The 24491-nt window shown below is 58.6% G+C and carries 21 protein-coding genes; 14 read left to right on the top strand and 7 right to left on the bottom strand.

All coding sequences use genetic code 11. The annotated features are described in order from the left end of the window. Window positions 1-34 precede the first annotated feature (34 nt). The 5 genes from HP15_RS15095 (at window position 35) to astB (ending at window position 6258) form a co-directional block, all read left to right on the top strand. Window positions 35-1249 (top strand): aspartate aminotransferase family protein, encoded by a 1215-nt coding sequence (locus HP15_RS15095; protein ID WP_014578271.1) that lies wholly within the window; start codon window positions 35-37, stop codon window positions 1247-1249. A 9-nt stretch (window positions 1250-1258) separates the two neighbouring features. After that, entirely contained in the window at window positions 1259-2278 is a 1020-nt protein-coding gene (locus HP15_RS15090; RefSeq protein WP_014578270.1) for an arginine N-succinyltransferase, read from the top strand. Between the two features lie 61 nt (window positions 2279-2339). Further along, complete coding sequence (astA, locus tag HP15_RS15085; RefSeq protein ID WP_014578269.1) at window positions 2340-3440, top strand: arginine N-succinyltransferase; 1101 nt, start codon at window positions 2340-2342, stop codon at window positions 3438-3440. Then, the gene (gene astD, locus HP15_RS15080) at window positions 3428-4903 is read left to right on the top strand and encodes a succinylglutamate-semialdehyde dehydrogenase (protein ID WP_014578268.1); all 1476 of its coding nucleotides are present in this window, start codon (window positions 3428-3430) and stop codon (window positions 4901-4903) included. The genes astA and astD overlap by 13 nt, the downstream gene beginning before the upstream one ends. Window positions 4904-4917: 14 nt before the next feature. Next, window positions 4918-6258 carry an N-succinylarginine dihydrolase gene (gene astB / locus HP15_RS15075; protein ID WP_008169251.1) on the top strand — a complete coding sequence of 447 codons (1341 nt, stop codon included), beginning with the start codon at window positions 4918-4920 and terminating at the stop codon, window positions 6256-6258. A 22-nt stretch (window positions 6259-6280) separates the two neighbouring features. Here astB and HP15_RS15070 read toward each other — a convergent pair whose 3' ends face one another. After that, on the bottom strand, window positions 6281-6916 hold the full coding sequence (locus HP15_RS15070) for a TetR/AcrR family transcriptional regulator (protein ID WP_014578267.1): 636 nt from the start codon (window positions 6914-6916) through the stop codon (window positions 6281-6283). 166 nt (window positions 6917-7082) lie between these two features. Between HP15_RS15070 and HP15_RS15065 the strand changes: the two genes are divergently transcribed. Both HP15_RS15065 and HP15_RS15060 read left to right on the top strand, forming a co-directional pair. Next, window positions 7083-8162: an efflux RND transporter periplasmic adaptor subunit gene (locus tag HP15_RS15065; RefSeq protein WP_008169257.1), complete on the top strand. Its 1080-nt coding sequence runs from the start codon at window positions 7083-7085 to the stop codon at window positions 8160-8162. Next, window positions 8162-11188, top strand: a complete 3027-nt coding sequence (locus tag HP15_RS15060) for an efflux RND transporter permease subunit (RefSeq protein WP_014578265.1) — start codon at window positions 8162-8164, stop codon at window positions 11186-11188. Before HP15_RS15065 ends, HP15_RS15060 begins: the two co-directional genes overlap by 1 nt. A 16-nt stretch (window positions 11189-11204) precedes the next feature. Here the strand turns inward: HP15_RS15060 and astE are convergent, their stop codons facing one another. The 6 genes from astE to HP15_RS15030 form a co-directional block, all read right to left on the bottom strand. Continuing rightward, complete coding sequence (gene astE / locus HP15_RS15055) at window positions 11205-12260, bottom strand: succinylglutamate desuccinylase (protein WP_014578264.1); 1056 nt, start codon at window positions 12258-12260, stop codon at window positions 11205-11207. 159 nt (window positions 12261-12419) lie between these two features. After that, on the bottom strand, window positions 12420-13142 hold the full coding sequence (locus HP15_RS15050; RefSeq protein WP_008169264.1) for an ABC transporter permease: 723 nt from the start codon (window positions 13140-13142) through the stop codon (window positions 12420-12422). Between the two features lie 3 nt (window positions 13143-13145). Continuing rightward, the gene (locus HP15_RS15045; protein ID WP_041645587.1) at window positions 13146-13850 is read right to left on the bottom strand and encodes an ABC transporter permease; all 705 of its coding nucleotides are present in this window, start codon (window positions 13848-13850) and stop codon (window positions 13146-13148) included. A gap of 51 nt (window positions 13851-13901) precedes the next feature. Beyond that, window positions 13902-14654, bottom strand: coding sequence for a transporter substrate-binding domain-containing protein (locus HP15_RS15040; RefSeq protein WP_014578262.1), 753 nt, complete (start codon window positions 14652-14654; stop codon window positions 13902-13904). Between the two features lie 100 nt (window positions 14655-14754). Then, window positions 14755-15525, bottom strand: coding sequence for an ABC transporter ATP-binding protein (locus HP15_RS15035; protein WP_014578261.1), 771 nt, complete (start codon window positions 15523-15525; stop codon window positions 14755-14757). A 154-nt stretch (window positions 15526-15679) separates the two neighbouring features. After that, window positions 15680-16438, bottom strand: a complete 759-nt coding sequence (locus tag HP15_RS15030) for an FCD domain-containing protein (protein WP_008169272.1) — start codon at window positions 16436-16438, stop codon at window positions 15680-15682. 344 nt (window positions 16439-16782) lie between these two features. On the opposite strand from HP15_RS15030, the gene dctP reads away from it, so the two are divergent. From dctP to glcF, 7 genes are all read left to right on the top strand, one after another. Then, window positions 16783-17829: a TRAP transporter substrate-binding protein DctP gene (gene dctP / locus HP15_RS15020; protein WP_041645585.1), complete on the top strand. Its 1047-nt coding sequence runs from the start codon at window positions 16783-16785 to the stop codon at window positions 17827-17829. 99 nt (window positions 17830-17928) lie between these two features. Next, on the top strand, window positions 17929-18633 hold the full coding sequence (locus HP15_RS15015) for a TRAP transporter small permease subunit (RefSeq protein ID WP_014578259.1): 705 nt from the start codon (window positions 17929-17931) through the stop codon (window positions 18631-18633). Continuing rightward, on the top strand, window positions 18630-20162 hold the full coding sequence (locus HP15_RS15010) for a TRAP transporter large permease (protein ID WP_041645584.1): 1533 nt from the start codon (window positions 18630-18632) through the stop codon (window positions 20160-20162). The genes HP15_RS15015 and HP15_RS15010 overlap by 4 nt, the downstream gene beginning before the upstream one ends. 22 nt (window positions 20163-20184) lie before the next feature. Further along, complete coding sequence (locus tag HP15_RS15005; protein ID WP_008169282.1) at window positions 20185-20610, top strand: GlcG/HbpS family heme-binding protein; 426 nt, start codon at window positions 20185-20187, stop codon at window positions 20608-20610. A 39-nt stretch (window positions 20611-20649) separates the two neighbouring features. Beyond that, window positions 20650-22122, top strand: a complete 1473-nt coding sequence (locus HP15_RS15000) for an FAD-linked oxidase C-terminal domain-containing protein (RefSeq protein WP_008169283.1) — start codon at window positions 20650-20652, stop codon at window positions 22120-22122. After that, window positions 22115-23182 (top strand): glycolate oxidase subunit GlcE, encoded by a 1068-nt coding sequence (gene glcE / locus HP15_RS14995; RefSeq protein ID WP_014578257.1) that lies wholly within the window; start codon window positions 22115-22117, stop codon window positions 23180-23182. The genes HP15_RS15000 and glcE overlap by 8 nt, the downstream gene beginning before the upstream one ends. A 2-nt stretch (window positions 23183-23184) precedes the next feature. Then, complete coding sequence (gene glcF, locus HP15_RS14990; protein ID WP_008169287.1) at window positions 23185-24393, top strand: glycolate oxidase subunit GlcF; 1209 nt, start codon at window positions 23185-23187, stop codon at window positions 24391-24393. Window positions 24394-24491 lie beyond the last annotated feature (98 nt).

Raw genomic sequence — 24491 nt, 5'->3', positions numbered from 1 at the left:
TTTAATTGCTTAGCCGCTTTCCCGAGAGAGATTTATGAATAAAGAACCCGTCAGCCGCGAACTGTTCGATGAAGTCATGGTGCCCAACTACGCTCCCGGTTCCATCATTCCGGTGCGAGGAGAGGGCTCCCGGATCTGGGATCAGGAAGGCCGCGAGTTTATTGATCTCCAGGGCGGCATCGCAGTGACCTGCCTGGGCCATTCCCATCCGGGGCTGGTGGGCGCGTTGCACGATCAGGCTGAGAAAATCTGGCATCTTTCCAACGTGATGACCAACGAACCAGCCCTGCGTCTGGCGAAAACCCTGTGTGACCTCACCTTTGCCGAGCGCGTGTTTTTCGCCAACTCTGGAGCCGAGGCCAACGAAGCGGCGTTCAAGCTGGCCCGTCGGTACGCCTGGGAGCATCACGGTAAAGAGAAGAACGAGATCATTTCGTTCAAGAATTCCTTTCACGGGCGCACCCTGTTTACCGTGAGCGTCGGTGGCCAACCCAAGTACCTGGAAGGATTCGAGCCGGCACCCGGCGGCATTCACCATGCCGAGTTCAACGACCTGGAATCCGTGAAGAAACTGATCTCGAAGGAGAAAACCTGTGCCATCGTGGTCGAGCCCATTCAGGGCGAGGGCGGTGTTATGCCCGGCGACCAGGCATTCCTCCAGGGGCTGCGAGATCTGTGCGACGAAAATGACGCACTGCTGGTGTTTGATGAGGTTCAGTCCGGCGTTGGTCGAAGCGGCCACTTCTACGCCTATCAGATGTATGGCGTGGTGCCGGATATTCTCTCCAGTGCCAAGGGGCTTGGCGGCGGTTTTCCGGTCGCAGCCATGCTGACCACGGCCAAGGTTGCAGCCAGCCTGGGCGTGGGTACTCACGGCAGTACCTACGGCGGTAACGCACTGGCCTGCGCCGTGGCGCAGAGGGTAGTGGATACCGTCAGTCAGCCGGAGATTCTCAAGGGCGTGAAAGCCCGTTCCGACAAGCTCCGCAAGGGCATGATGGATATTGGCGAACGCTACGGCGTGTTCACCGAAGTGCGCGGTGCCGGCCTCCTGCTCGGTTGCGTGCTTACCGAGAAATGGCAGGGCAAGGCCAAGGACTTCCTGAACGCCGGGCTGGAAGAGGGCGTGATGGTTCTGGTGGCCGGTGCAAACGTGATTCGTCTGGCGCCATCCCTGATTATCCCGGAACCGGACATTGAATTAGCCCTCGAGCGTTTCGAAGCGGCAGTGAAAAAACTGACGGCCTAAGGAGATCTTATGTGGCTGGTACGTCCGGCTGAGCCGGATGATCTGGACCAGATTCTCGCCATCGCGGGCACCCAGTGTGCCCGTCTTTCTTCCACCCTGCCCAAACAGGGCGACGCCCTGGCCTACAAGATCGAGCAGTCCCTGGCGTCGTTTGCCGGCCGGATCAGCGCAGAGGATGACCCTCCCAGGTTCCTGTTCGTGCTTGAGGATACTGAAACCGGAGACATCGCCGGCACGGCCGGTATCGATGCCCATGCCGGCAATGGCCAGCCTTTTTACAGTTACCGGCGGGATGCCCTGATCCATGCCTCCCATGAACTGGGAGTGTCCCGCCGTGTGGAGGTGTTGTACCCCTCCCACTCGCTGACCGATGTATCGCTGCTGTGCTCTTTCTCGATCCGCCCGGAGCTGCAGGGCACGGATGCGTTCGAGTTGCTGTCGCGGGCCCGGATTCTGTTTATTGCTGATCACCGTGAATGGTTTACCCAGCGTATGGCCGTCGAAATTCAGGGCGTTCAGCTCGAAGACGGGAGCGTGCCCTTTTGGGACAGCCTTGGCCGGCATTTCTTTGATATGGATTTTGAAACGGCGGACCAGTACTCCGGGCAGCTCAGCAAAACCTTCATTGCCGAGCTCATGCCGCCCAATCCCATTTATGTGACGCTGCTGAGTGAAGCGGCTCAGAAGGCGATGGGGCAGCCGCACCAGATTACCGTACCCAACTTTGAGTTGCTCCAGCGGGAAGGGTTCCAGCCCGGAAACTATCTGGACATTTTTGATGCCGGTCCGGTTCTTGAAGCTCGTACCGACAGCCTGAAAACCCTCGTGACCAGTCACCCTAAGGAACTTCATGGGACCAACGAGGACACCGGCGAAACCTGCCTGATTGCCGCTGGCGAGGGTGAACAGTTTCGCTGCACCCTGACACCGGTCGCCGAATCACTGGACGACAAACTAAAGGTGCCGGTCTCGACCTGGAATACGCTGAACCGGACCGCGGGTGACCGGGTAAGGATCGCGCCGCTATGACCTATTCGGGAACCGAGGACGCAGTTAAGTATCAACCCGCCGGGATCACGGAGGCGACACCATGCTGGTAATTCGCCCGTTGCAGGAAAACGATCTGGACGACCTGTATGCCATGGCCCAAAGCGCCGGGAAGGGGCTGACCACCCTGCCGGCGGATCGCGAGCTGCTGCAGAAGAAGATCAACCACGCCCGGGAGACCTTCAACCAGCGCATTGCGCCGGAAGCAGGGCTCTATCTCTTCGCTCTGGAGGATACCGAACGCAAGAAAACGGTCGGTATCAGCGGTATCCAGGCTCGCGTTGGTCTGGATGAAGTGTTCTACAATTACCGCCTGAGCGTCACCGTCAATGCCTCGAAAGAGCTGGGTGTGCACGTGCGGACTCCAACGCTGCATCTGTCAAACGACATGACCGATACCAGCGAAATCTGCTCCCTGCTGCTCTCCGATGAGTACAAAGGCGGAGGCAGCGGCCTGCTGCTTTCCCGCTGCCGGTTCATGTACCTGGATGAATTCCGCAAACACTTCTCGGAAAAAATCTTCGCGGAAATGCGGGGTGTGTCGGATGCCAACGGCCGGAGCCCTCTGTGGGACGCGCTGGGAACCAAGTTCTTCGACATGGAGTTCAGCGAGGCGGACATGCTCTCGGGGCTGGGCAACAAGTCGTTTATTGCCGAGTTGATGCCCAAGTATCCGATATACCTGTCCATGTTGCCGGATTCCGCCCGTGCCGTGATCGGCCGGGTCCATGACAACACCGCTCCGGCACTTCGGATGCTTCAGTCCGAGGGGTTCAACTTCAACGGACTGGTAGACATCTTTGATGGTGGTCCCGTGGTTGAAGCCTTCGTTCACAATGTCCGGACGGTTCGGGAAGGCATGAACCGACACGCCATGGTCACTCGCAAACCGGTCAACCTGGACGTGCCATCTGAGGAGCGGGTCATGGTTTCGAACCGCTCATTCCGGGATTTCCGGGTGACTACCGTGCCGATAGATTGCATCGGGCCGGATACCGTCAGCCTGCCACCTGAAGTCGCCGAAGCCTTGCAGATTGAATCTGGCGATCCGGTTCGCCTGGCCCCCTTGAAAGACTCGGGGCTGCTGACCAAACATAGTTATAGAAGCTCAGTACCGGGAGGTGCATCGAAATGGCAAAGCTGACGGGTGAACTGTTTATCGACGGGCTCTGGCTGCCGGGCCATGGGCCTGTATTCGAATCTGTCCAGCCGGTGACCGGTGAAACACTCTGGGATGGCGAAAGCGCCAATCTGGAGGATGTGGATGCGGCCGTTCGTGAGGCCCGCAATGCCTTCGTGAAGTGGCAGCGCAAGAGCTTCGCCGAACGCCAGGCCGTTGTTGAAGCCTTTGGTGAGCTGCTTGAGGCTCACAAGGAAGAGCTGGCACACCAGATTGGCCTGGAGACCGGCAAGCCGCTATGGGAATCCCGCACGGAAGTGGCGGCGATGATCGGCAAGATTGGTATTTCCGTGAAAGCCTACAACGACCGTACCGGGACGTCTGAATCCGATGTTGCCGGTGGTCATGCCGTGCTCAGGCACCGGCCCCACGGGGTCGTTGCGGTGTTCGGCCCCTACAACTTTCCGGGGCATTTGCCGAATGGCCACATAGTGCCGGCTTTGCTCGCCGGTAACACGGTGGTGTTCAAGCCGAGTGAGCTGACCCCGGGGGTCGCCGAGCTGACGGTAAAACTCTGGGGGAAGGCCGGCATTCCTGATGGAGTGATCAACCTCGTTCAGGGCGCCTCGGCCACGGGCAAATCCCTGGCCGGCCACCCGTTGATTGACGGCCTGTTCTTTACCGGCAGTTCTACCGTGGGTCATCTGTTGCACAAACAGTTCGGAGGCCAGCCTGAGAAAATCGTGGCCCTGGAGATGGGCGGCAACAACCCGCTGATCGTTCAGGATGTGGCTGATGTGGATGGTGCAGTGCACCATGCCCTGCAGTCGGCGTTCCTGTCGGCCGGTCAGCGCTGCACCTGTGCACGCCGCCTGCTGGTACCCAAGGGCAAGAAAGGTGACGCGTTCATCGACCGGCTGGTGGAAGTCTCCGCCCGCATCAAGGTCGGCGAGTTCGATGCCGATCCGCAGCCGTTTATGGGCTCCGTGATTTCCTCGGAGGCCGCCGAAAAACTCCTGGCGGCACAGGCCAGCCTGCTGGAGAAGGGCGGCAAGTCCCTGCTGGAGATGAAGTCCCTGAAGTCCGGAACCGGACTGCTGTCGCCGGGTATCGTGGATGCCACAGGTCTGGATGTGACCGATGAAGAGTTCTTTGGCCCCTTGCTGAAGGTGTATCGCTACAAGAGCTTTGATGATGCACTGGCACTGGCGAACGATACTCACTACGGGCTGTCAGCGGGCATCCTGACGGACGACCGGAAACTCTATGAACGGCTGGTGGAAGAAGTGCGCGCCGGTATCGTGAACTGGAACCGGCCGCTGACCGGCGCCAGCAGCGCGGCGCCCTTTGGTGGTGTTGGCGCCAGTGGCAATCATCGCCCGAGCGCCTACTACGCTGCCGACTACTGTGCCTGGCCCATGGCTTCTCTGGAGGCCGGCAAGAGTGAGATGCCAGAGTCTCTGGCACCCGGCCTCAATTTCGATTAACGGAACCCAGTGCCATGGTGAAACACGCGGTTGAAGCAAACTTCGATGGTCTGGTCGGTCCCACCCACAACTACGCGGGACTGTCCTGGGGTAATGTAGCCTCCAAATCCAATGTCAGTTCCGTCTCGAATCCGAAAGAGGCGGCACTGCAGGGCCTGGCGAAGATGAAGCGCCTTGCGGACCGGGGCTATGTGCAGGGCGTTCTGCCTCCTCATGAGCGGCCGCATATTCCGACACTTCGGGCCCTGGGGTTCGAAGGCCCGGATGCTCGCGTTCTTGAGCAGGCGGCCAAATCCAGTCCGTCGATCCTGGCGGCAGTCTCTTCTGCGTCGCCGATGTGGACGGCAAATGCGGCCACGGTATCGCCAAGTGCCGATACCTCTGACCATCGCGTGCACTTCACCCCGGCCAACCTGAGCGCCAAGTTCCACCGTTCCATCGAGCATGCGGTGACCGGACGGGCACTGAAATCCATTTTTGCCGACGAGAGCTACTTTGCGCACCATCCGGCGCTGCCATCAGTGAGCCACTTTGGCGATGAGGGCGCGGCCAACCACACCCGGTTGTGTGCCGGTTATGGTGAGCCCGGCGTGGAACTGTTTGTGTATGGCCAGATGGCGTTCAATGAGCAGGCTCCGGCTCCGAAGAAATACCCGGCACGGCAAACGCTTGAGGCATCCCAGGCGGTGGCACGGCTGCATGGTCTCAGAGACCAGAATGCAGTGTTTGCCCAACAGAATCCGGACGCCATTGATGGCGGCGTTTTCCACAACGACGTGATAGCGGTGGGCAACGGTAATACGCTTTTCTACCATGAAATGGCGTTTCTCAACGAAGCGCAGGTGCTGGCGGACATCAGGGAGCGGCTCACCGGTGCCGAGCTGGAAGCGGTTCGGGTCAGCAGTGCCGATGTGCCACTGGAAGATGCGGTGGCCTCCTACCTGTTCAACAGTCAGTTGCTGAACACACCCGACGGCATGCTGCTGGCGGTGCCCGGCGAGTGCCGTGAAGTGGCTTCGGTCAGCCGTTATCTGGATGGCCTGGTGAAGTCTGGCGGGCCGATCACCGCGGTGGAAGTGTTCGACGTCAAGCAGTCCATGCGCAATGGCGGTGGCCCGGCCTGTCTGCGGTTGAGGGTGGTGCTCAACGACGATGAGCTGAAAGCCATCAACCGGGGTGTGTTGCTCACCGATGAACTCTATGAGCGCCTGACCACCTGGGTGGAAGCCCATTACCGGGATGAACTCAGCCAGAACGAGCTTGGCGATCCGATGTTGCTCGAAGAGGTTCGCAAAGCCCTGGACGAACTCACCGGGATCATGGGCTTAGGCTCCATCTACGATTTCCAGCTCTAGCAGCCTGCCGGGCTGCGAGTTGTCAGGCAGAAATCGACGACGTCAGCATATCCATGGTGTGCCGGATCAGCTGCTCGGCCGGAAACGCCGGGTTACCCTCGCCCATTTCCGACTGGCATAGCAAGATCACCCCGTGCAGGGCCCCGCGCAGGTACAGTGCAGTCTGTACGGGGTCGTTGATCCGGTCGCGGTTCATGGTGCCGTCTCGTAGCCCCAGTTCGATGGCCCCCACCATCAGCTCCATCAGGTCTGATTTGGAGCACAACATTTCCTCTGCCTGGCTTTCGTCTGCCTCCGCCATGGCCGTGGACGCCTTGGTCAAAGCCGAGAAGTAATCCGGTTCCTCCAGATAAAAGCGATAATAGGATTCTCCCATCGCCCGGATCTGGCCCAGCCCGTTATCCGCGGTCTGTCTTGCCTCTTCAAATCGACGGAACAGGCTATGGCCCGCCCTGAGCATAATGCCCCTCTGTATCGCAGCCTTGTCCTTGAAGTACACGTACAGCAAGGCCCGGCTGAGGCTGGCGGTACGGGCGATGTCGTCCATGGACGTGCGTTCGTAGCCCTTTTCCGAGAACACCAGTTCGGCGGCGTCCAGGATGGTGTCGTAACGGGCCTGTTTCTCACGCTCGCGACGGGTTTTCAGCGGTTCGCTCATTCAATCATCCGGTTAGTTGGCAAAAGCACGCATAGGATACCTGAAATCGAATCAAACCCGATTATTGACAAAATGTCAAAGAATGACATGATGTCTAAATCAATCATCGGGTTTCTCCAGGGACAGGACCCCGCCAACTACACAAGCAAGGATGAAAGGAAGAGTCATGACACCACTTCGAATCCCCGTTGCCATCGTTTCTCTTGCGGTTTTTTCACTGTTTCTGTCGGGCTGTAAAGCCAGTGACGTAGCCCCGGAGCCCGGGCAGCAGAAGGTTTCAGTGCGTGTGTCTGAAGTTTCCGGCGGCGAGAGCCAGGATATGCCGCTGCGGTTTTCCGGAATTGTTCGTGCTACCCAGCGAGCGACACTGACCTTCCAGGTCAGTGGCACCCTCAAGGAGCAGGCGGTGGAGCTCGGGCAGAAGGTGCAGGCCGGTGATCTGCTTGCCCGTGTCTACAATCCTGGCCTGGAGCCGGCCCGGGATTCTGCCAGGGCCCGCCTGGAAGAGTTGAGAACCCAGTATCAGCAGGCTCAGCGGGAGTGGGAGCGCTCCAGCCGATTGCACGAGCGCGGTGTGGTATCCGAACAGACGCTGGAGCAGCTCGCAGCTCGGCGGGACTCCCTGGAGGCGAGCGTCGCAACGGCGCGGGCCTCCCTGGCGGAGGCAACCCAGCTGCTCGAGGAGAGTACACTTCGGGCGCCCTTTTCCGGACGGGTTGAAGCCCTGCTGGTGGAGCGGGACGAATTCGTGGCGGCCGGACAGCCGGTGATGCGGCTTTCCTCGCCCGAGGGCCGTGAGGTAGAGGTGCGGGTACCGGCGTATCTGCTGGATCATGTTGAGCTGGAGCAAACCTTGCCTGTCTGGTCCGTCCAGGACCGCAGCCGCCCGCCACAGTCCGGTTCGGTGGTCGAGATTGCCCAGGCCAGCGCCATTCGCGGCGAGCTGCATCCGGTTCTGGTGAGCCTGCCGGTAAACACCCTGGAGCCCGGCCAGCCGGTAGAAGTGGGCATCACGCCTGTTCGGGAATCTGCCATCACAGTGCCCCTGCTGTCGGTGATCCGCAATGCCGAGGGCGTCAGTGTGTTCCGGGTCCGGGATAATGTGGCCTCCCGTGTTGCGGTGGAAGTCGACCGGGTCGTGGGCGAGCGGGTGGTGGTTACCTCCGGCGATCTGTCCCCGGGTGACCTGGTGGTTTATGCCGGCATGACGCGTCTGGCGGACGGTGATGCCGTGGAGGTGCGCTGATGACCCGCCGGCTTCTGAACTGCCAGCGCCTGCTGGGCATGGTGGTGACCATGCTCTGCCTGTTGGGTATCGCGGCTTACAGCACCATGCCACGCCAGGAAGACCCGTCGTTTCCCTACCGGGCCGGCCTGATCAGCATCAACTATCCGGGTGCCAGCGCCGAGGCCGTTGAACGGCTCGTACTCAGGCCCCTGGTGGATGAACTTCGGCAGGTGGAGGGGGTGGATTATACCCAGTCCACCGCCCGTACCGGCGTTGCCATCGTGCGCCTGCGCCTGAATGACGACATCTACGACACCGACCCCGCCTGGGACCGAGTGCGCCAGGCCATGGAGCGCGCGAAGCAGGACTTCCCGGACGATGTGGGCCGGATGGTACTTGATGACCGTCTAATCGATATTCCTGCCATCGTCATGGCCGTAGGTGGCTCGCCCTCGGTAACGGAACTATCCGACGTTGCTGAACGGTTGAAGCAGAACCTCTCGGATTTGCCGGGGGTTTCCCGGATTGAGCTGGAAGGTGATGCAGACGAGCAGATTACCCTGGCACTGGACGATGCCGCGCTCTTCCGGCTTGGTATCTCACCGGCGCGGGTGCTGGACACGCTGGCGCGGCGAAACCAGACCATTCCCGGCGGCTTCGTGGTGGTCAATGGCCGCCGCCTGTCGGTCCTTCCCAACAGCGAGTTTGCCGATATTGACGCCATCCGCGCCACGCCCATTGAACTTCCGGATGGCTCACAGGTGCCCCTGGCCGCGGCAGCGGATGTCTGGCGTGGACCAGTAGAACCCAGACAGCCGGAAACCTGGTACGACGGCGAACGGGTGGTGCTGGTCTCCATCATTATGGAAGAGGGCACCACCGATGCGATCCGCTTTGGTCAGCGGGTGCGCGAACGCATGGAGCAGATTCGCGGAGACTTTGAACCCTACGAGATCCGGGAGATGTTCTTCCAGCCGGACAAGGTGCAGGAACGGCTCGATAACCTGGCCTGGAGCCTGGTGCTTTCAGTGCTGATCATCGTGGCGGTGGTCTTTACCGGCATGGGCATTCGTATGGGGCTGCTGGTCGCGTCCATTCTGCCCATGGTTGCCCTGATCAGTGTCGGGCTCTATGACCTCGGTGGGGGCGTGCTGCATCAGATCGCCGTCATTGGCATGGTGATCTCATTGGGCATCCTGATCGACAACGCCATCGTGATCGTCGAAAACATCCAGGGGCACCTGGATGAGGGCATGCGGCGGCTGGATGCCCTGCGCCAGGCCGTCAGCGAGCTGGCCGGCCCGCTGGGTGCCTCAACGGGAACGACACTGGCGGCCTTCGCACCCCTGCTTCTGGCCAAGGGCGGTGCTGCGGATTTCACCCGTGGCGTGCCGGTTATGATCATGCTGACACTGTCCGTCAGCTATCTGTTGGCTATCTCCGCCGTTCCCTTGCTGGCGGCCAGATTCCTGAAGCCCCGCCGCAAGGCGGGCCAGGACCGATTGATCGGAGTAGCCCGTTTTCTGGGTGGCCTGGTATCCCGTTACCCCGGACGGCTGATTACCGCCGGCGCCATACTTGTGGGCATCAGTCTTGCGATGACCCCCTTTATGGCCCAGCAGTTCTTTCCGAATGCCGATCGCCCGAGGGTGATTGTCGAAGTCTACATGCCCGAGGGCACCGACCAGGCCCGCACGGCAGAGGCCACGGAAAGTCTGGAACGAATTATCCGTTCGCAGCCGGATGCCCTGAAGGTCCACCGGTTCGTAGGCTTCACCGGACCTTCATTTTATTACAACCTGCAGCGCGCCCCCCAGGCACCGAACCGGGCACGGCTGGTGGTTACCACACCCACACTGGAAGACACTACCGGCATGATCCGCTGGATTCGCGCGCACGTGAAAGAGCAGATGCCGGAACTGGATGTGACCGTGGGTATTCTCGGGCAGGGACCGCCCAGGGCTGCACCGGTGGAAATCCGTGTCTACCATGTCAATGATGGTGCCCGGATCGAAGCGGTGGAGCGGATCTTCAGCATTCTGAGAGGCGTTGAGGGCACGGTTGATGTTCGCCATGACCTGGATATTGGCGTTCCCAGTATTGCCATCAACGTCGACGATGCCACGGCGGCCCGCTACGGCCTGACCCGGGCCGATGTGGCCCAAAGCCTCTATGGCCAGAGCTTTGGTGTGGTGGCTGAGCGCTATCGCCAGGAAGAGGATCCCATCCCCCTGGTGCTGCGTTCCCGCGAGGGCACGGCCCTGTCGCTGTCACGGTTGCTATCAGTGAACATCTACAACGATCGGGGCGACGCCGTACCGCTCTCAGCAGTGGCAACAGTGGATACCACCTGGGAACCGGCGGCTCGATACCTGCGTGATGGCGTAAGAATGAATACTGTCACGGCTAACCTCGAAACCGGTTACAGCTTCAGCCAGGCTCTGGACGGCCTTTACGCAGGGCTTGAGAAAAACCCGTTACCACCGGGTACCCGCATGGCCATGGGCGGTGATGCCGAGGGTTCCGGTGAAGCCAACACCGCATTGCTCACCGCAGCCCCCATCGGGATGCTGTTGCTGCTGTTCTTCCTGCTGCTGCAGTTCAACTCCTTCCGCCGGGTCGGCATTATCCTCCTGACGGTGCCGCTGGCTACCGTCGGTATTTTCCCCGGATTGGTGCTTTCTGGCTCACCCTTCGGTTTCCAGTCTTTGCTCGGCGTGATCGCCCTGGTGGGAATCGTGGTGAACAACGCCATCGTTCTGCTGGACGTGATGGATCGGGAACTGGAGAAAGGAAGAGACATCCGCGACGCCATGCGCAACGCGGTAGAGCAGCGCACCCGCCCGATCCTGCTGACCACAGCAACCACCGTGGCCGGCCTGCTGCCATTGGCGTTCTCAAGCTCCACGCTCTGGCCACCCATGGCCTGGGCCATCATCTCCGGCCTGCTGGCCTCAACGGTGCTGACGCTGCTGGTCATCCCGGCTGTCTGCACCCAGTTGATCAAAGTCAGCGTGCCGGAACCCGAAAACGCCCCGGCCTGATCAGCCGGAACGAGGGTCAGATGAAACTTTCATCTGACCCCGTTTCTGGCCGGATCATCAGCCCGACTCGATGGCCCACCGGAACCTCCGGATTGGGGAACACAATCGCCTCTGGTGAATGCCCCACCCGATAACTGGTCTCGTCGTCCTCCCAGATGACTGTGCCGGGCTGATACTCGGTGAAATTGGCGACATCGTCCGGAATATGGAACCGGAAGTTCTTCCCGGTGTTCAGAATCTCATGCACCACCTCAAACACCGTCAGGTGATCAAACGGCGGCTGCGGGGCAGGCGAGGGTTGCCCCTTGAATCGCCGCCGCAATGCATCCCGTATACCCGAGAAACGCCCCAGATCATTCTGCCCGAACGGCCGCACCTTACCCAGCTCCACGGTAAAACTCTCGGCTTTCAGCAGCGACGAGGAAAACGACGAAAACGTGGTGCCCGCCTTGTGCTGCAGCAGAAGCGTCTCCACCTCTGCCTCCAGCAAAAAATCACACTGGTCGACCGGAACCGTCCGGCCCTCAACAAACGGATACAGCGCAAACCGCTCCCGGTGCGACGGCCGAATGGCGGTGTGCAGGTCGTAGTGATAAAGCGCCTGGGGATTGGCCATGGCAAACTGCCGGCAAGCCTCCTCAAGTTCCTGCGCCCGCGCAGCCTCGGCCAGCCCCTCATACTCGTTCCGACTATGCGCGCCATCGAACAGCCGATTGAGGTTCACTTCCAGAAAGCGCTTCCCAGCGACCATCGCGGGCGGGTTACCCATAATGAGCAAGACCGGGCAAGCCAGCTCCCATTCGCCCTCAATCAGTTCGGAAACCAGTCTGTTAAGAACCTCAATGGGCGCTGTTTCGTTCCCGTGAACACCTGCAGAAACGATGATGGCTTCGGCATTCGGATTGCTGCGTGCCGCCGGGGGGACAATGTCCAGAACGCCTACGGCTTTGCGGCTGATACGCGTGCCGTCAGGGAGGAAGGCTTTGGTTTCTGGGAGTGATGCATCCGCGTTGTCGAGGGTGTGTGAGAGCCAATCATGGGAACTGCCAAATAGATCCGAACTAACGGTCATGGGGACTCCACGGAAAAGTCAGAGGGCGGTTGGCGGGTGTCTTCCCGGGAGTGTCTGAGGCCATGGATGGCCTCAGTCAAGCGCACATGGATGTGCTCGTAGCGTCTCCCGGGAAGACACCCGCCAACCGGCCCGGCACCAAACTGGAAGCCTGGGGGCTTAGCCGTTCACCGGCCGCTGGTGCTTCAGAAGATGAGTTTCGAGTTTGCGGAAGGCAAAAACCAGTATAAACGTGAGCGCCATATAGCAAAGTGCCACAAAGATAAACGCATCAAACGGCGCATAAAACCGGGAGTAAATATTACGGGCCGCCCCCGTCAGATCCACGATGGTGACTACGCTCGCAATCGCACTGGCGTGCAGCATGAAGATCACCTCGTTGGAGTAGGCCTGCACCGCCCGCCGCGCTGCACTTGGCAGCACAATCCGCCGCATCCGCATAAACCAGTTCATGCCATAGGCTTTGGCTGCTTCAATTTCACCGTTGGGCGTAGATATGATCGCACCGCGGATAATCTCCGTGGTATAGGCCGCTGTGTTCAGTGTGAAAGCCAGCAGGGCCGGGTAGAAAGGCTCCCGGAAAATCTCCCACCAGAAGGTCTCCTGGATGCCCTCAATCTGGGCCAGCCCGTAATAAATGATGTAAAGCTGGATCAGCAATGGTGTGCCGCGGAACAGATAGGTGTAAAGCCACACCGGGCCGGAGACGAAGGGGTTGCGAACCGTCCGGAGGATGGCCAGCGGAACCGCCACCAGCAAACCGATAACCAGGGACAGAAACACCAGATGCACGGTGGTCACCATGCCATCCCAGTATTCCATGATGGTCATGGCGGTAAAGATTTCGTTCTGGTTCAGCCACTCGGCAATGAAATCAGGCATACGTTAACTCCCCTGAACCACGCCGACATTGGCCCGTTTATCGAGCCACTTGATAAACAATTCAGACCCTGCCGTGAGGGCCAGGTAAACAAACGCCACCGGAATGAAAAAGTGGAAGGGCATGCGCTCCGCTTTGGCAGCTTCCTCCGCCACACGAACCATGTCGGTCAGGCCGATAATGGAAACCAGGGCGGTGGTCTTTAGCAGAACCTGCCAGTTGTTGCCCAGACCGGGCAGGGCATGGCGCATCATTTGTGGCAGCATGATTCTGCGGAAGGTATGAAAACGGGTAAAGCCATAGGCTCGGGCAGCCTCGATCTGACCGGTTTCAACCGCCAGGAAAGCGCCGCGGAAAGTTTCGGTCATATAGGCGCCGAAAATCAGCCCGATCGTTACAACGCCGGAGATGAACGGGTCGAACTGAAAGAAAAAGTCGATTTCGTAAGCTTCCCAGATGTAATCCGAAAGCATGTTCACTGCCACCTGGCCGCCATAGTAGAACAGCAGCATCATGACCAGGTCTGGCACGCCACGAATCAGCGTGGTGTAGGTGGTCGCGATACCTTTGGCAACCCGGCTTTGCGACAGTTTGGCAGACGCGCCAATCAGTCCCAGGGCAACCGAGAGGGCAAGAGACAGGAAGGCCAGTTCAATGGTGACTATTGCCCCATCCATCAGGGCCGGGCCATAGCCTTTCAGATCAAGCATGGGAATGTCCGGTAAGCAGGGGCGGCCCTGACGGGCCACCCCTCGGCAGATTTACATCTTGATGTCGTAAGCGAAGTACTTCTGCATGATGGTGTCGTAGGTACCATCTTCCTTCAGGGTGCGAAGGGCCGCATTCACTTCTTCTGCAAGGTCGGTGTCGCGCTGACGCATGGCAACACCTACGCCCTCGCCAAGCTTGACCGCTTCACCAACTTCCTTGAAGCCTTCCTTGGTGAGAACAGTCTGCTCGCCCACCGGATAGTCTACGAACACGACATCGAGGCGCTGGCCTTCAAGGTCCAGAACCATGTCATCTGCAGTGGTGTAGCGTTTGATGGTGACAATGCCACCCATGTTTTCAGTCACGTAGGTGTCCATGGTGGTGCCGCGCTGAACGCCAACGGTCTTGCCTTCCATCGCACTCATGTCAGTGACGTCGGTGTTGAAGCTCTCAGGGCCGAACCAGCCACCCGGGGTGTTGTAGTACGGCTCTGAGAACAGAACCCGCTCTGCGCGCTCCGGCGTAATGGACATGGAAGACATGATCAGATCGAATTTACGCGCCAGCAGGCCCGGAATCATTCCGTCCCACGCCTGGATCACGAATTCGCAGTTGGCGTTCATTTCTTCACACATGGCTTCGGCCAGTTCCACTTCGAAACCGGTCAGTTCACCATTCTCGTCCTTGTACTCAAACGGCTCGTAAGGCACGTCGAACGCGATGCGGAGATCCCGCTCCTGGGCCTGTGCGCCACCAGCAATCAGGGCGAGTGCGCAGCTTGCTGCAAAAATCATTTTTTTCATGTGTCACTTCTCCAGTGGTTTGCCTTTTGGGCTTTATTTTTGATGGAAGTTTTTGGTTCCAACATTTTATTTCTTCACCGGTTCAAGATAGCACCGAGTGTCAGAAGTTGGGAGTCAGGAACTGCTTCATGCGTTCCGAATCCGGATGATCAAACACTTTCTCGGGGGTACCCTGTTCCTCGATCACGCCCTGATGCAAAAACAGGACCTGACTCGACACGTCCCTTGCAAATGCCATCTCGTGGGTAACCACGATCATGGTGCGGCCTTCCTCAGCCAGCCCTTGCATGACCTTCAACACTTCGCCTACCAGCTCCGGATCCAGTGCCGAAGTGGGTTCGTCAAACAGCATGACCTCCGGTTCCATGGCCAGTGCCCGCGCAATGGCCGCCCGTTGCTGCTGGCCGCCGGACATCTGGGCCGGGTAGTAGTCCTTGCGCTCGTAGATACCCACCTTGTTCAGGTAGGCTTCGGCGCGCTCGATGGCTTCCTTCTTGGGTACCTTCAGCACGTGAACCGGGGCTTCAATGATATTTTCCAGAACGGTCATGTGAGACCAGAGATTGAAGCTCTGGAAGACCATGGAAAGTTTCGCGCGAATCAGTTCAACCTGTTTGTTATCGGCCGGAATACGTTCGCCCTTGCGGTTGGTTGTGAACCTTATTGGGTCGCCGTGCACGATAATGTCGCCGGAGGTGGGTGTTTCCAGCAGGTTGATGCAACGCAGGAAAGTACTCTTGCCGGAGCCGGAGCTGCCAATGAGGGAAACCACGTCGCCTTTGCGGGTCTCCAGTGAAATACCTTTGAGCACCTCAAGCTGGTCAAAGGTCTTGTAAATGTCCCTGCAGATCAAAGGCGATTGGTCCGCCATGGGTGACTCCTGGGGCTGTAATTCAAAGGCGCATGTTTTACGGACTGTGGATGCGGAAATCAATCCCTTTAAGGGAGCGTTTTACCGAATTTCACCGCCGTTCGCTGCATGACATTGTGGTCGAATGATTGATCAATGCAAGCTTTTTGCCATGCTAGGCTTCTGCCCGCAAATGATCATTCGCTTTGTCCTGTTCAATGGGCAGCCTGATCAGTTTGCCTCCGTCTTTCTCCATGTCTCTCATGGCCTCACTGACAAACCGTACGTGGGCCATCGCCACCTTTTGGGCGTTGGCCGGCTTGCCAGCGATGACGGCCTCATACAGCTGCCGGTGCTGGCGGACGATTTTCTTCCGCATTTCTTCTCTCGGGTTCAGGTTGGCAACCGAGGCCTGAACGGTCAACAACATCATGTTTTTCAGGCTGTTGAGCACATGCACCAGTACCGGATTATGGGATGCCTCGACAATCGCAAGATGGAAACCATGGTCGAGCCGGGCGTTACGAAGCGGGTCGGTATCCTCAAGCGCCCGGAACGCCTTCGTGATGCGATGCCGGTCGAGCCGGGTTGCCCGCAGGGCAGCGAGATAGGCGGCCTGGCCTTCCAGTTGTTCGCGTACTTCCAGAAGGTCGAAAAGTGTGCGGGGATGTCCCTCGAAAAGATGCATCAGCGGACTCTGTTCTCCCAGCTCGCTTGCGCCGGGCACCATGCTGGCCACAAACGACCCCTTGCCGTGGCGGGTCTCAATAACGCCGCGGCCCTGAAGCTCATGCAGGGCTTCCCGGATCACCGCGCGGGAAACACCCAGCCGGGTCGCCAGTTGGCGCTCGGACGGTATCTTCTGCTCCGGAGCCAGCCCGCCGTCGAGAATAAGGCGTTCCAGCCGATATGAGATTTCCTGGGAGATTGCCATTTGGGGGCCTGTTTATGCTCTCTGGTCTGACCAGTGAATGCTTCTGATTGTAGGTGTTTCCGTTCTCAGCTGATGTGCGTCCGAGCCCGTTAAATATGGCCGATTCAGAGTATTTCGTCCATTTTTAATACTTCAAAAACTGGTCAGACCAGTGCTCACCGAACTGGACTAAACCCGGATTGGCTACGAATATCATTCTAATGTCGGCCTGCGCCGGCGTTGCCATAGACGCTGATAAAAACAAAGCCAACGGAGACGTTTCGATGAATTCGAAGAATAACATCCGAAATAGCTGTGACACTGGCGAGACCCCACCTCGCAGAAGTTTCCTCAAGACAATCGCCATGGGCGCCACTTTGGCAGGCGCAATGCTCATGGGCGCAGGTCAGGCCCAAGCTGCTACCACGTGGAAAATCCAGTCGACCTGGGACGCGGGTACGGTGGGCTACACGCTCTTCGAGGAGTGGTGTAAGAGTATTGAGGCCAAGTCCGGCGGAGAGCTCAAGTTCCAGTGCTTCCCGGCCAAGGCGGTTGCTGCTGACAACAACGCGCTGTTTGACGCTGTTCGTAACGGCGTGCTGCAGGGCATGAACCCGTTCACCCTGTACTGGGCGGGCAAGATCCCTGCCTCTGTGTTCCTGTCTTCCTACCCAGCGGGTCCGGATCAGCCCCATCAGTGGGACACCATGTTCTACTCCATGGGTATGTTGGAGAAGACCCGGGAAATCTATAAGAAGTTCGGCCTGTTCTACGTTGGCCCGATCCAGCATGACGCCAACATCATCCATTCCAAGCAGCCGGTAAACAGTCTTGACGACCTGAAAGGTATGAAGATCCGTGTACCCGGAGGCATGGTTGCCGAGGTTTTCCAGCAGTTTGGCGTGTCCACGGTCAGTCTGCCGGGCTCGGATATCTTCCCGGCTCTCGAGAAAGGCACTATTGACGCGGCGGACTTTGTAGGTCCTGCGGTCAACTACGAGCTGGGCTTCTCCCAGGTTACTGACTACATCATCTTTGGACCTCCCGGCGTCATGTCTATCTACCAGCCGGTGGACCTGATGGATCTGACCGTCAGTCTGCGTGCCTGGAACTCTATCTCGCCTGAGCTTCAGCAGCTGGTTGAGGATGAGGTTCGGATTTACTCCCAGAAGCACTACCTGGCCATCCAGGCGCGCAACATCGAGGCGATGGAGAAGTTCAAGGCGGATGGCGACACGGTTACCCGCCTGAGCCAGGAAGATCTGGAAACCTGGCGTAAAGCTGCGATCCCCATCTGGTTCAACTGGGCCAACAAGAATGATGACGCGCGCGCCATCCTGGATATCCAGCTGAAGTACATGATGAACGACACGGTTGGCTACATAACCGAAGAAGACATCAAGGGCTTCTAAGTTCCAAAGCTCAAATAAAAACGACACACGAGGAAGGCAGGGTTAGCCGACTAAGGATTAGCCCTCCCTTCCTCGCTCTTTGATCTGGGTGGTAACAACATGTCTGATCTGAGTTCCTTTGGCTTTGTTTTGCCGCACTGGTTCTACTGGGGCTGGCTTGCGGTAATGCCATTGCTCATGATGGCTTGGGATAAGTGGAGCAGTAAGCACGGCGGAGATGACGCCGAGCCCGAGAAAACGGTTTCCGAGCTGCAGTCTGAAGAAGATGATCCTCTTGCTCACTTTGAGTACGAGGGTAACTGGTTTACGAAAATCGTTGACTGGATGTGCGAGAAGTCAGGTCTTTTCGTTGCGTTCTGGACCATCAACGCCGTGCTTTTCTATTTCTTTGAAGTGGTGATGCGATACATCTTTAACATGCCAACGATCTGGGTGCATGAGGCCAGCTTCCTGATCTTCGGTATGCAGTACATCCTTGCCGGTGCCTTTGCGCTGTTGCACGGAGCGCACGTTCGGGTAGACGTCGTCTACAACTTCCTGCCGGTTCGCGGGCGCGTGGGCATGGATATTTTCACCTCCATGTTCTTCTTCATATTTGCAGCCGTTCTGGCCACCACATCCTGGACCTTCTTCCAGGACTCCATAATGATGCAAGAGACCACTGTCGAGACCTGGGGTATCCAGTATTACCCCGTGAAAGGCGTGATGTTTGTGGGCGCAATCCTGTTGCTGCTCGCCGGCTTTTCGAAGCTGCTTAAAGACATCGTACTGTTCATCCGTCTCGGTCAGGAGCGCACATCATGAGTACAACAACTGCAGCGCCCAGCAGCGGCATGGCCGGAAAACTGGGTACATGGTTAATGATCATCGCCACCGTGGGTCTGGCGTTTGTCATCTGTGTTGAACTGATCAACATTCTCTTTTATGACCCATGGAGTGATGAGAAATTCCTCTTCAAGCTCTCGGGTAGCTTGTCCGGCGTCGAAATCGGGCCGCTGACCTACCTGATGTTCGGATCTCTGGCTGTGGCCCTGATGATGGGGCTGCCGCTTGCTTTCGTGACCGGTGGTCTTGGTGTCATGTTCATCTACCTGGTGGGTGACGCCATGATGTTGAACATTGTCCCCGGCCGGATCTTCCCGCTGATGGCAAACCCGGACATTGCTGCGATCCCTCTGTTCATCTTCATGGCGTCGATGCTTGAACGCGCGGGCCTGATCGAAGAAATGTTCAGCGTGGTTTACAAGTGGATGGGTGGCATCAGTGGCGGCCTTGCTGCTGCAACCATTGTCGCCTCTACGATTCTGGCTGCGATGGTCGGTGTTATCGGTGCCGCCGTTGTAACCATGGGCATCATCGCACTGCCGGCCATGTTGAAGCGTCATTACGACCATAAGATTGCCATCGGCTCCATCATGGCGGGTGGAACCCTGGGTATCCTCATTCCGCCCTCGATTCTGGCCATTCTGTATGCCGTTGTTGCACAGCAGTCTGTGGGCGAGCTTTATCTGGGCTCTCTGTTGCCCGGTCTGATGCTCTCCGGTCTGTACCTGACTTATGTTCTGGTGCGCAGCTGGCTGAATCCGAAGCTGGGCCCGCCCATTCCGGTGGAAGACCGGATCAGTCTGAAAGAAAAGCTCAAGCTTCTGGGCAACCTGATTGCACCCCTTGCACTGGTTGGTCTGGTTCTGGGCCTGCTTTTCGGTGGTATTGCCACGCCGGTTGAAGCGGCTGGTATCGGCTCTTTCGGTGCCATTATTGTTGCAATGATGCACAAGAAGTTCTCGATTGCCGGCCTTCGCGAAGCCTCCGTGACCACGGCCAAGGCGTCTGCCATGGTTCTGTGGATCATGTTCGGTGCATCGGTATTCGTCGGTTTCTACATCCTCCAGGGTGGTCAGCAGTTTGTCACCGACGCCATACTTGGAACCGGCATGTCGGCGTACGGCATCCTGTTCCTGCTGATGGTCTTGCTGGTGGTTCTGGGTATGTTCCTTGACTGGGTTGGTATCCTGCTGCTGGCAGTGCCCATCTTCATTCCGATTGTGAAGGCGCTGGAATTCCCTGGCTTGTTCGGCTTCCCGCCGGTTGCCGGTGACGACGTGGTGCTCTGGTTCGGTGTGTTGTACCTGGTGAACATGCAGATGTCTTTCCTGAGTCCGCCGTTTGGTTACGCACTGTTTTACATCCGCGGCGTTTGTCCTCCGGAAATCTCCATGGGTACCATCTTCAAGTCTTCCCTGGTGTTCCTGGCGATTCAGGCGTTCGGACTGTTCATGTGTGTCCTGATCCCCGGCATCGTAACCTGGCTGCCAGGGCTGGTTTACGGTTAATCAAATCAAGGAGTAAAGCTTTATGTTGACGATCAAACGACTGGACCTTGCCGAGGCGCGCATCCTCATTGAGGGCGCGGCTGAAAAGGCCCGTGAAATCGGTGTGCCTATGTGCATCGCTGTGGTGGACGAGTCCGGCAATCTGGTGGCCTTCGAGCGCATGGATGGCGGCAAGATCACCAGCGTGACCATTGCCCAGGACAAGGCCTTCACGGCGGCTGCGGCCAAGAAAGCCACCCATGACTACAACAAGGTGAACGTGCCCGGCAGTCTCGCTTTCGGTATCCACACCGAAGTTGGCGGGCGCATCAGCTCTGTTGGCGGTGGTCTGCCAGTGATCGTCGACGGCGAAGTGGTGGGTGGTATCGGAATCAGTTCCGGTACCCCCCAGCAGGATATGGACTGTGCCCAGGCCGGTCTTGACCACTTTGAAACAAAACGCGGTTGATGACTGTCACACTGACGTAATTCGAACCCAGAGAGTGCTATGACTACCAAGCCGAAAGTCAGCAAAGCCGAGCTGGCGGAGCAGTTCCGGGCGTTTATCGACCCGGACTACGTCATCACCGATGACGAAACCATGAAGCCCTACGAATGCGACGGCATGTCGATGTATTGCGAAATGCCGTTGCTGGTGGTGCTGCCGGAAACCGTTGAACAGGTGCAGCGGGTGATGCGCATCTGTAACGAGAACGCGGTACCTGTGGTGGCCCGTGGAGCCGGAACGGGACTCAGTGCCGGTGCCATGCCCAACAAGGAGGGCGTGGTGCTGTCGCTGGCCAAGTTCAATCGCATCGTGGAGATTGATCCGCTGGCCCGAACGGCAAGACTGCAGCCTGGGGTGCGTAACCTCGCCATCAGCGAAGAAGCGGCCCAGTATGGTTTGTATTACGGGCCAGATCCTTCCTCGCAGATCGCCTGCACCATTGGCGGTAACGTGGCCGAGAACTCGGGCGGCGTGCATTGCCTCAAGTACGGTCTGACCGTTCACAACATCCTGAGCGTGGAAATGGTCACCGCCGAGGGTGATGTCGTGACCGTGGGCAGTGATGGTCTGGACGGCTGTGGGATGGACCTGCTTGCGCTGATGACCGGCTCTGAGGGGCTGCTGGGTGTGGTGACGGAAGTCAAAGTGAAGCTGTTGCCGAAACCCGAAGTAGCCCAGGTTGTCATGGCCGGGTTTGATGACGTTCAGAAAGGCGGTGATGCAGTGGGCGGGATTATCTCCCACGGCATTATCCCTGGTGGCCTTGAAATGATGGATGGCCACGCCATCATCGCAGCGGATGACTTCGCCCAGGCCGGTTACCCGCGGGATGCCAAGGCGTTGTTGTTGTGTGAAGTGGACGGCACCGAGGAGGAAGTTCACGAACACATTGCCCAGGCCGAAGAAGTCTTCCGCAAGCTGGGTGCCACTTCGGTTCGGACCTCTCAGAGCGAGGAAGAGCGAGCCCTGCTGTGGAAAGGCCGTAAGTCTGCGTTCCCGGCGGTGGGCCGGATTTCACCGGACTACTATTGCATGGACGGTACCATTCCCCGTCGCGAGATCGCTTATGTTCTGACGGAAATGGAGAAGATGTCCGAGGAGTTTGGTCTTCGCGTCGCCAACGTGTTCCATGCCGGCGATGGCAACCTGCACCCGCTGATCCTGTTTGATGCGAATGTGCCCGGCGAATTCGAGCGCACGGAGGCCTTCGGTTCACGCATCCTGGAAATGTGTGTGGAGGTAGGTGGCTGCATTACCGGTGAGCACGGCGTTGGCGTTGAAAAGATTCGCCAGATGGCGGTGCAGTTCAACGATGAGGAGCTCCAGCAGTTCCACGACGTAAAGGCCGCGTTTGATCCCGCCGGTATCCTGAACCCGGGCAAGGGCGTACCGGCCCTCCGGTTCTGTCAGGAATACCGCTCCCTTGAGCACAAACAACACACGCACGAACATACGGAAGCCGCCCATGGCTGATATTTCCCAACAGTTGAAGGAGCAAGTGCTCCAGGCCCGGGACAGCGGGCACAAACTCAATATTGTCGGCGGTGGCACCAAGGCCTTCATGGGCCGGGAAGCCGACACCGATGCCGGAACCCTCAACGTGGGCGAGCATACCGGTATCGTTGACTATCACCCGGTGGAGCTGGTTTTGACCGTCCGTGCCGGCACGCCGCTGAGCGAAATCGAGGCGACTCTGGCTGAAGAAGGTCAGTGCCTGCATTTTGAGCCACCCCATTTTGGTGCCGCCTCCACCATCGGCGGCACCCTGGCCTGTAACCTTTCCGGTCCGGGACGCCCCTGGGCCGGCTCGGTGCGTGATCAGGTGCTGGGTATCCGGCTGCTCAATGGCAAGGGCGAACATCTTCGCTTTGGTGGTCAGGTAATGAAAAACGTGGCCGGCTATGACGTATCACGTCTTCAGGCCGGTGCCCTGGGAACCCTGGGCGTAATCACTGAAATCAGCATGAAAGTGATGCCGAAACCGGCCGCTTCCCTGACGCTGGTTCAGGAGATGGGCATGGACGAGGTGGTTCACTATATGAATAGCCGGGCAGCCGAGCCCAAGCCCATCACTGCCGCCTGCTGGGTTGACGGCAAGGTTTACCTGCGTCTGGCCGGTGCGAAATCCGGTGTGGAAGCCACCGCTGAAAAGTGGTCCGGCGAAGTGATGGAAGAGGGCGACCACTTCTGGCGACAGGTGCAGGATATGCACCACGAATTTTTTGCCGGTAACGACGTGCCTTTGTGGCGCTTCTCCGTTGGTTCGACAGCTGCCACACCGAAACTGGAAGGTAACTGGTTTATCGACTGGGCGGGTTCCCAGCGCTGGTTCCGTGGCGCCGGTGAGCTGAAAGATCTAGAGCCTGCGGCCCGTGCTGCCGGTGGCCAGGTCAGCCTGTTCCGTGGTGGCGATCGCACCGGTGAGGTGATGCATCACCAGCCGGAGGCCCTGAAGGGCATTCAGCGCCGCATCAAGAATGCCTTTGATCCGGACAATATCTTCAATCCCGGACGTTTATACAGCTGGTTGTAATTATGCAGACGAATCTGGTTCAACAATTTGCTAACACCAAGGAAGGCCAGGAAGCCGAGTCGATCCTGCGGGCCTGTGTGCATTGTGGCTTTTGCACCGCGACCTGCCCGACCTATCAGGAGCTGAACGACGAGCGTGATGGTCCTCGTGGCCGGATCTACCTGATGAAGATGTTCCTGGAAGGGGCGGAAGTTACCGAGAAAACCCGCGAGCACCTGGACCGCTGCCTGACTTGCCGCAGCTGTGAGACCACCTGTCCGTCCGGTGTCCAGTATGGCCGCTTGGTGGACATCAGCCGCGGCCTGATGGAAAAGGAGATGCCCAGGGAGCCGAAAGACAAGTGGCTGCGCTGGGCCCTGGCGCGGGTGATTCCCAACCGCCAGTTGTTCGGTGTTCTGCTTCGCCTGGGGCAGGTTTTCCGCCCGGTATTGCCGGAAAAACTGCGCACCAAAGTGCCGCCCAGAAAGCAGGCCAGCCCCTGGCCTGCAGCCAGTCACAGCCGTATTGTGCTGGCACTGGCCGGTTGCGTGCAGCCTTCGGCCACTCCGAATACCAATGCAGCCGCCGCCCGGGTTCTGGATCGGCTCGGCATTACCATGGTGGAAGCCCCGGAGGCTGGCTGCTGTGGTGCCGTGAATTATCACCTTTCCGAGCACGAGAAAGGCCTGGAAAGAATGCGCCAGAACATTGATGCCTGGTGGCCCGCTATCGAGGCGGGTGCTGAGGCAATCATCATGACGGCTTCCGGTTGCGGGGCGATGGTTCAGGATTACGGTCATCTGTTGAAGGACGATCCGGTCTATGCCGCCAAGGCCCAGAAGGTGAGCGAACTGTGCACCGATCTAGGCGCCTTTTTGCTGAAACAGGATCTGGAAAAGCTCAAGGTCCGGCAGGATCCGGGCAAGGTGGCATTCCATTGTCCCTGCACCCTGCAGCACGCAATGAAGCAGAACGGTGTGGTGGAGCAGGTGCTGACACGGGCGGGTGTTAACCTGGCTGCGACCAAGGACAAGCACCTTTGCTGTGGGTCTGCGGGCACCTATTCGGTGACCCAGCCGGAGATGAGCCAGAAGCTGCTTGGTAACAAACTGAAGGCTTTGACCGTCGACAATCCGGACCGCATCGTGACCGCCAATATCGGTTGCCAGATGCACCTGGAAACCAAGTCGCCGGTGCCGGTGCAGCACTGGATCGAGCTTCTCGACCAGTAAAACCGAAATCGGGGTCGGATGAGGTGTTCATCTGGCCCCTAGCCTATCTGCCCCCAAGCCCGGGGCTTTTTTCGCTATACTGCCCCACCAAATTACCG

It is taken from the genome of Marinobacter adhaerens HP15 (assembly GCF_000166295.1).
Taxonomy (GTDB): Bacteria; Pseudomonadota; Gammaproteobacteria; order Pseudomonadales; family Oleiphilaceae; genus Marinobacter; species Marinobacter adhaerens.
The sequence above is the reverse complement of the archived record's forward strand: the minus strand, read 5'-3'. Positions and strand labels throughout refer to the sequence as shown.

Coding starts and splice junctions, on each gene's coding strand:
- dctP (WP_041645585.1), top strand. CDS start 16,783: ATGGGCGCCACTTTGGCAGGCGCAATGCTCATGGGCGCAGGTCAGGCC.
- HP15_RS15040 (WP_014578262.1), bottom strand. CDS start 14,654: ATGAAAAAAATGATTTTTGCAGCAAGCTGCGCACTCGCCCTGATTGCT.
- HP15_RS15030 (WP_008169272.1), bottom strand. CDS start 16,438: ATGGCAATCTCCCAGGAAATCTCATATCGGCTGGAACGCCTTATTCTC.
- astA (WP_014578269.1), top strand. CDS start 2,340: ATGCTGGTAATTCGCCCGTTGCAGGAAAACGATCTGGACGACCTGTAT.
- astB (WP_008169251.1), top strand. CDS start 4,918: ATGGTGAAACACGCGGTTGAAGCAAACTTCGATGGTCTGGTCGGTCCC.
- glcF (WP_008169287.1), top strand. CDS start 23,185: ATGCAGACGAATCTGGTTCAACAATTTGCTAACACCAAGGAAGGCCAG.
- HP15_RS15060 (WP_014578265.1), top strand. CDS start 8,162: ATGACCCGCCGGCTTCTGAACTGCCAGCGCCTGCTGGGCATGGTGGTG.
- HP15_RS15005 (WP_008169282.1), top strand. CDS start 20,185: ATGTTGACGATCAAACGACTGGACCTTGCCGAGGCGCGCATCCTCATT.
- HP15_RS15035 (WP_014578261.1), bottom strand. CDS start 15,525: ATGGCGGACCAATCGCCTTTGATCTGCAGGGACATTTACAAGACCTTT.
- HP15_RS15070 (WP_014578267.1), bottom strand. CDS start 6,916: ATGAGCGAACCGCTGAAAACCCGTCGCGAGCGTGAGAAACAGGCCCGT.
- HP15_RS15015 (WP_014578259.1), top strand. CDS start 17,929: ATGTCTGATCTGAGTTCCTTTGGCTTTGTTTTGCCGCACTGGTTCTAC.
- astE (WP_014578264.1), bottom strand. CDS start 12,260: ATGACCGTTAGTTCGGATCTATTTGGCAGTTCCCATGATTGGCTCTCA.
- HP15_RS15050 (WP_008169264.1), bottom strand. CDS start 13,142: ATGCCTGATTTCATTGCCGAGTGGCTGAACCAGAACGAAATCTTTACC.
- HP15_RS15090 (WP_014578270.1), top strand. CDS start 1,259: ATGTGGCTGGTACGTCCGGCTGAGCCGGATGATCTGGACCAGATTCTC.
- HP15_RS15045 (WP_041645587.1), bottom strand. CDS start 13,850: ATGCTTGATCTGAAAGGCTATGGCCCGGCCCTGATGGATGGGGCAATA.
- HP15_RS15010 (WP_041645584.1), top strand. CDS start 18,630: ATGAGTACAACAACTGCAGCGCCCAGCAGCGGCATGGCCGGAAAACTG.
- HP15_RS15095 (WP_014578271.1), top strand. CDS start 35: ATGAATAAAGAACCCGTCAGCCGCGAACTGTTCGATGAAGTCATGGTG.
- astD (WP_014578268.1), top strand. CDS start 3,428: ATGGCAAAGCTGACGGGTGAACTGTTTATCGACGGGCTCTGGCTGCCG.
- HP15_RS15000 (WP_008169283.1), top strand. CDS start 20,650: ATGACTACCAAGCCGAAAGTCAGCAAAGCCGAGCTGGCGGAGCAGTTC.
- HP15_RS15065 (WP_008169257.1), top strand. CDS start 7,083: ATGACACCACTTCGAATCCCCGTTGCCATCGTTTCTCTTGCGGTTTTT.
- glcE (WP_014578257.1), top strand. CDS start 22,115: ATGGCTGATATTTCCCAACAGTTGAAGGAGCAAGTGCTCCAGGCCCGG.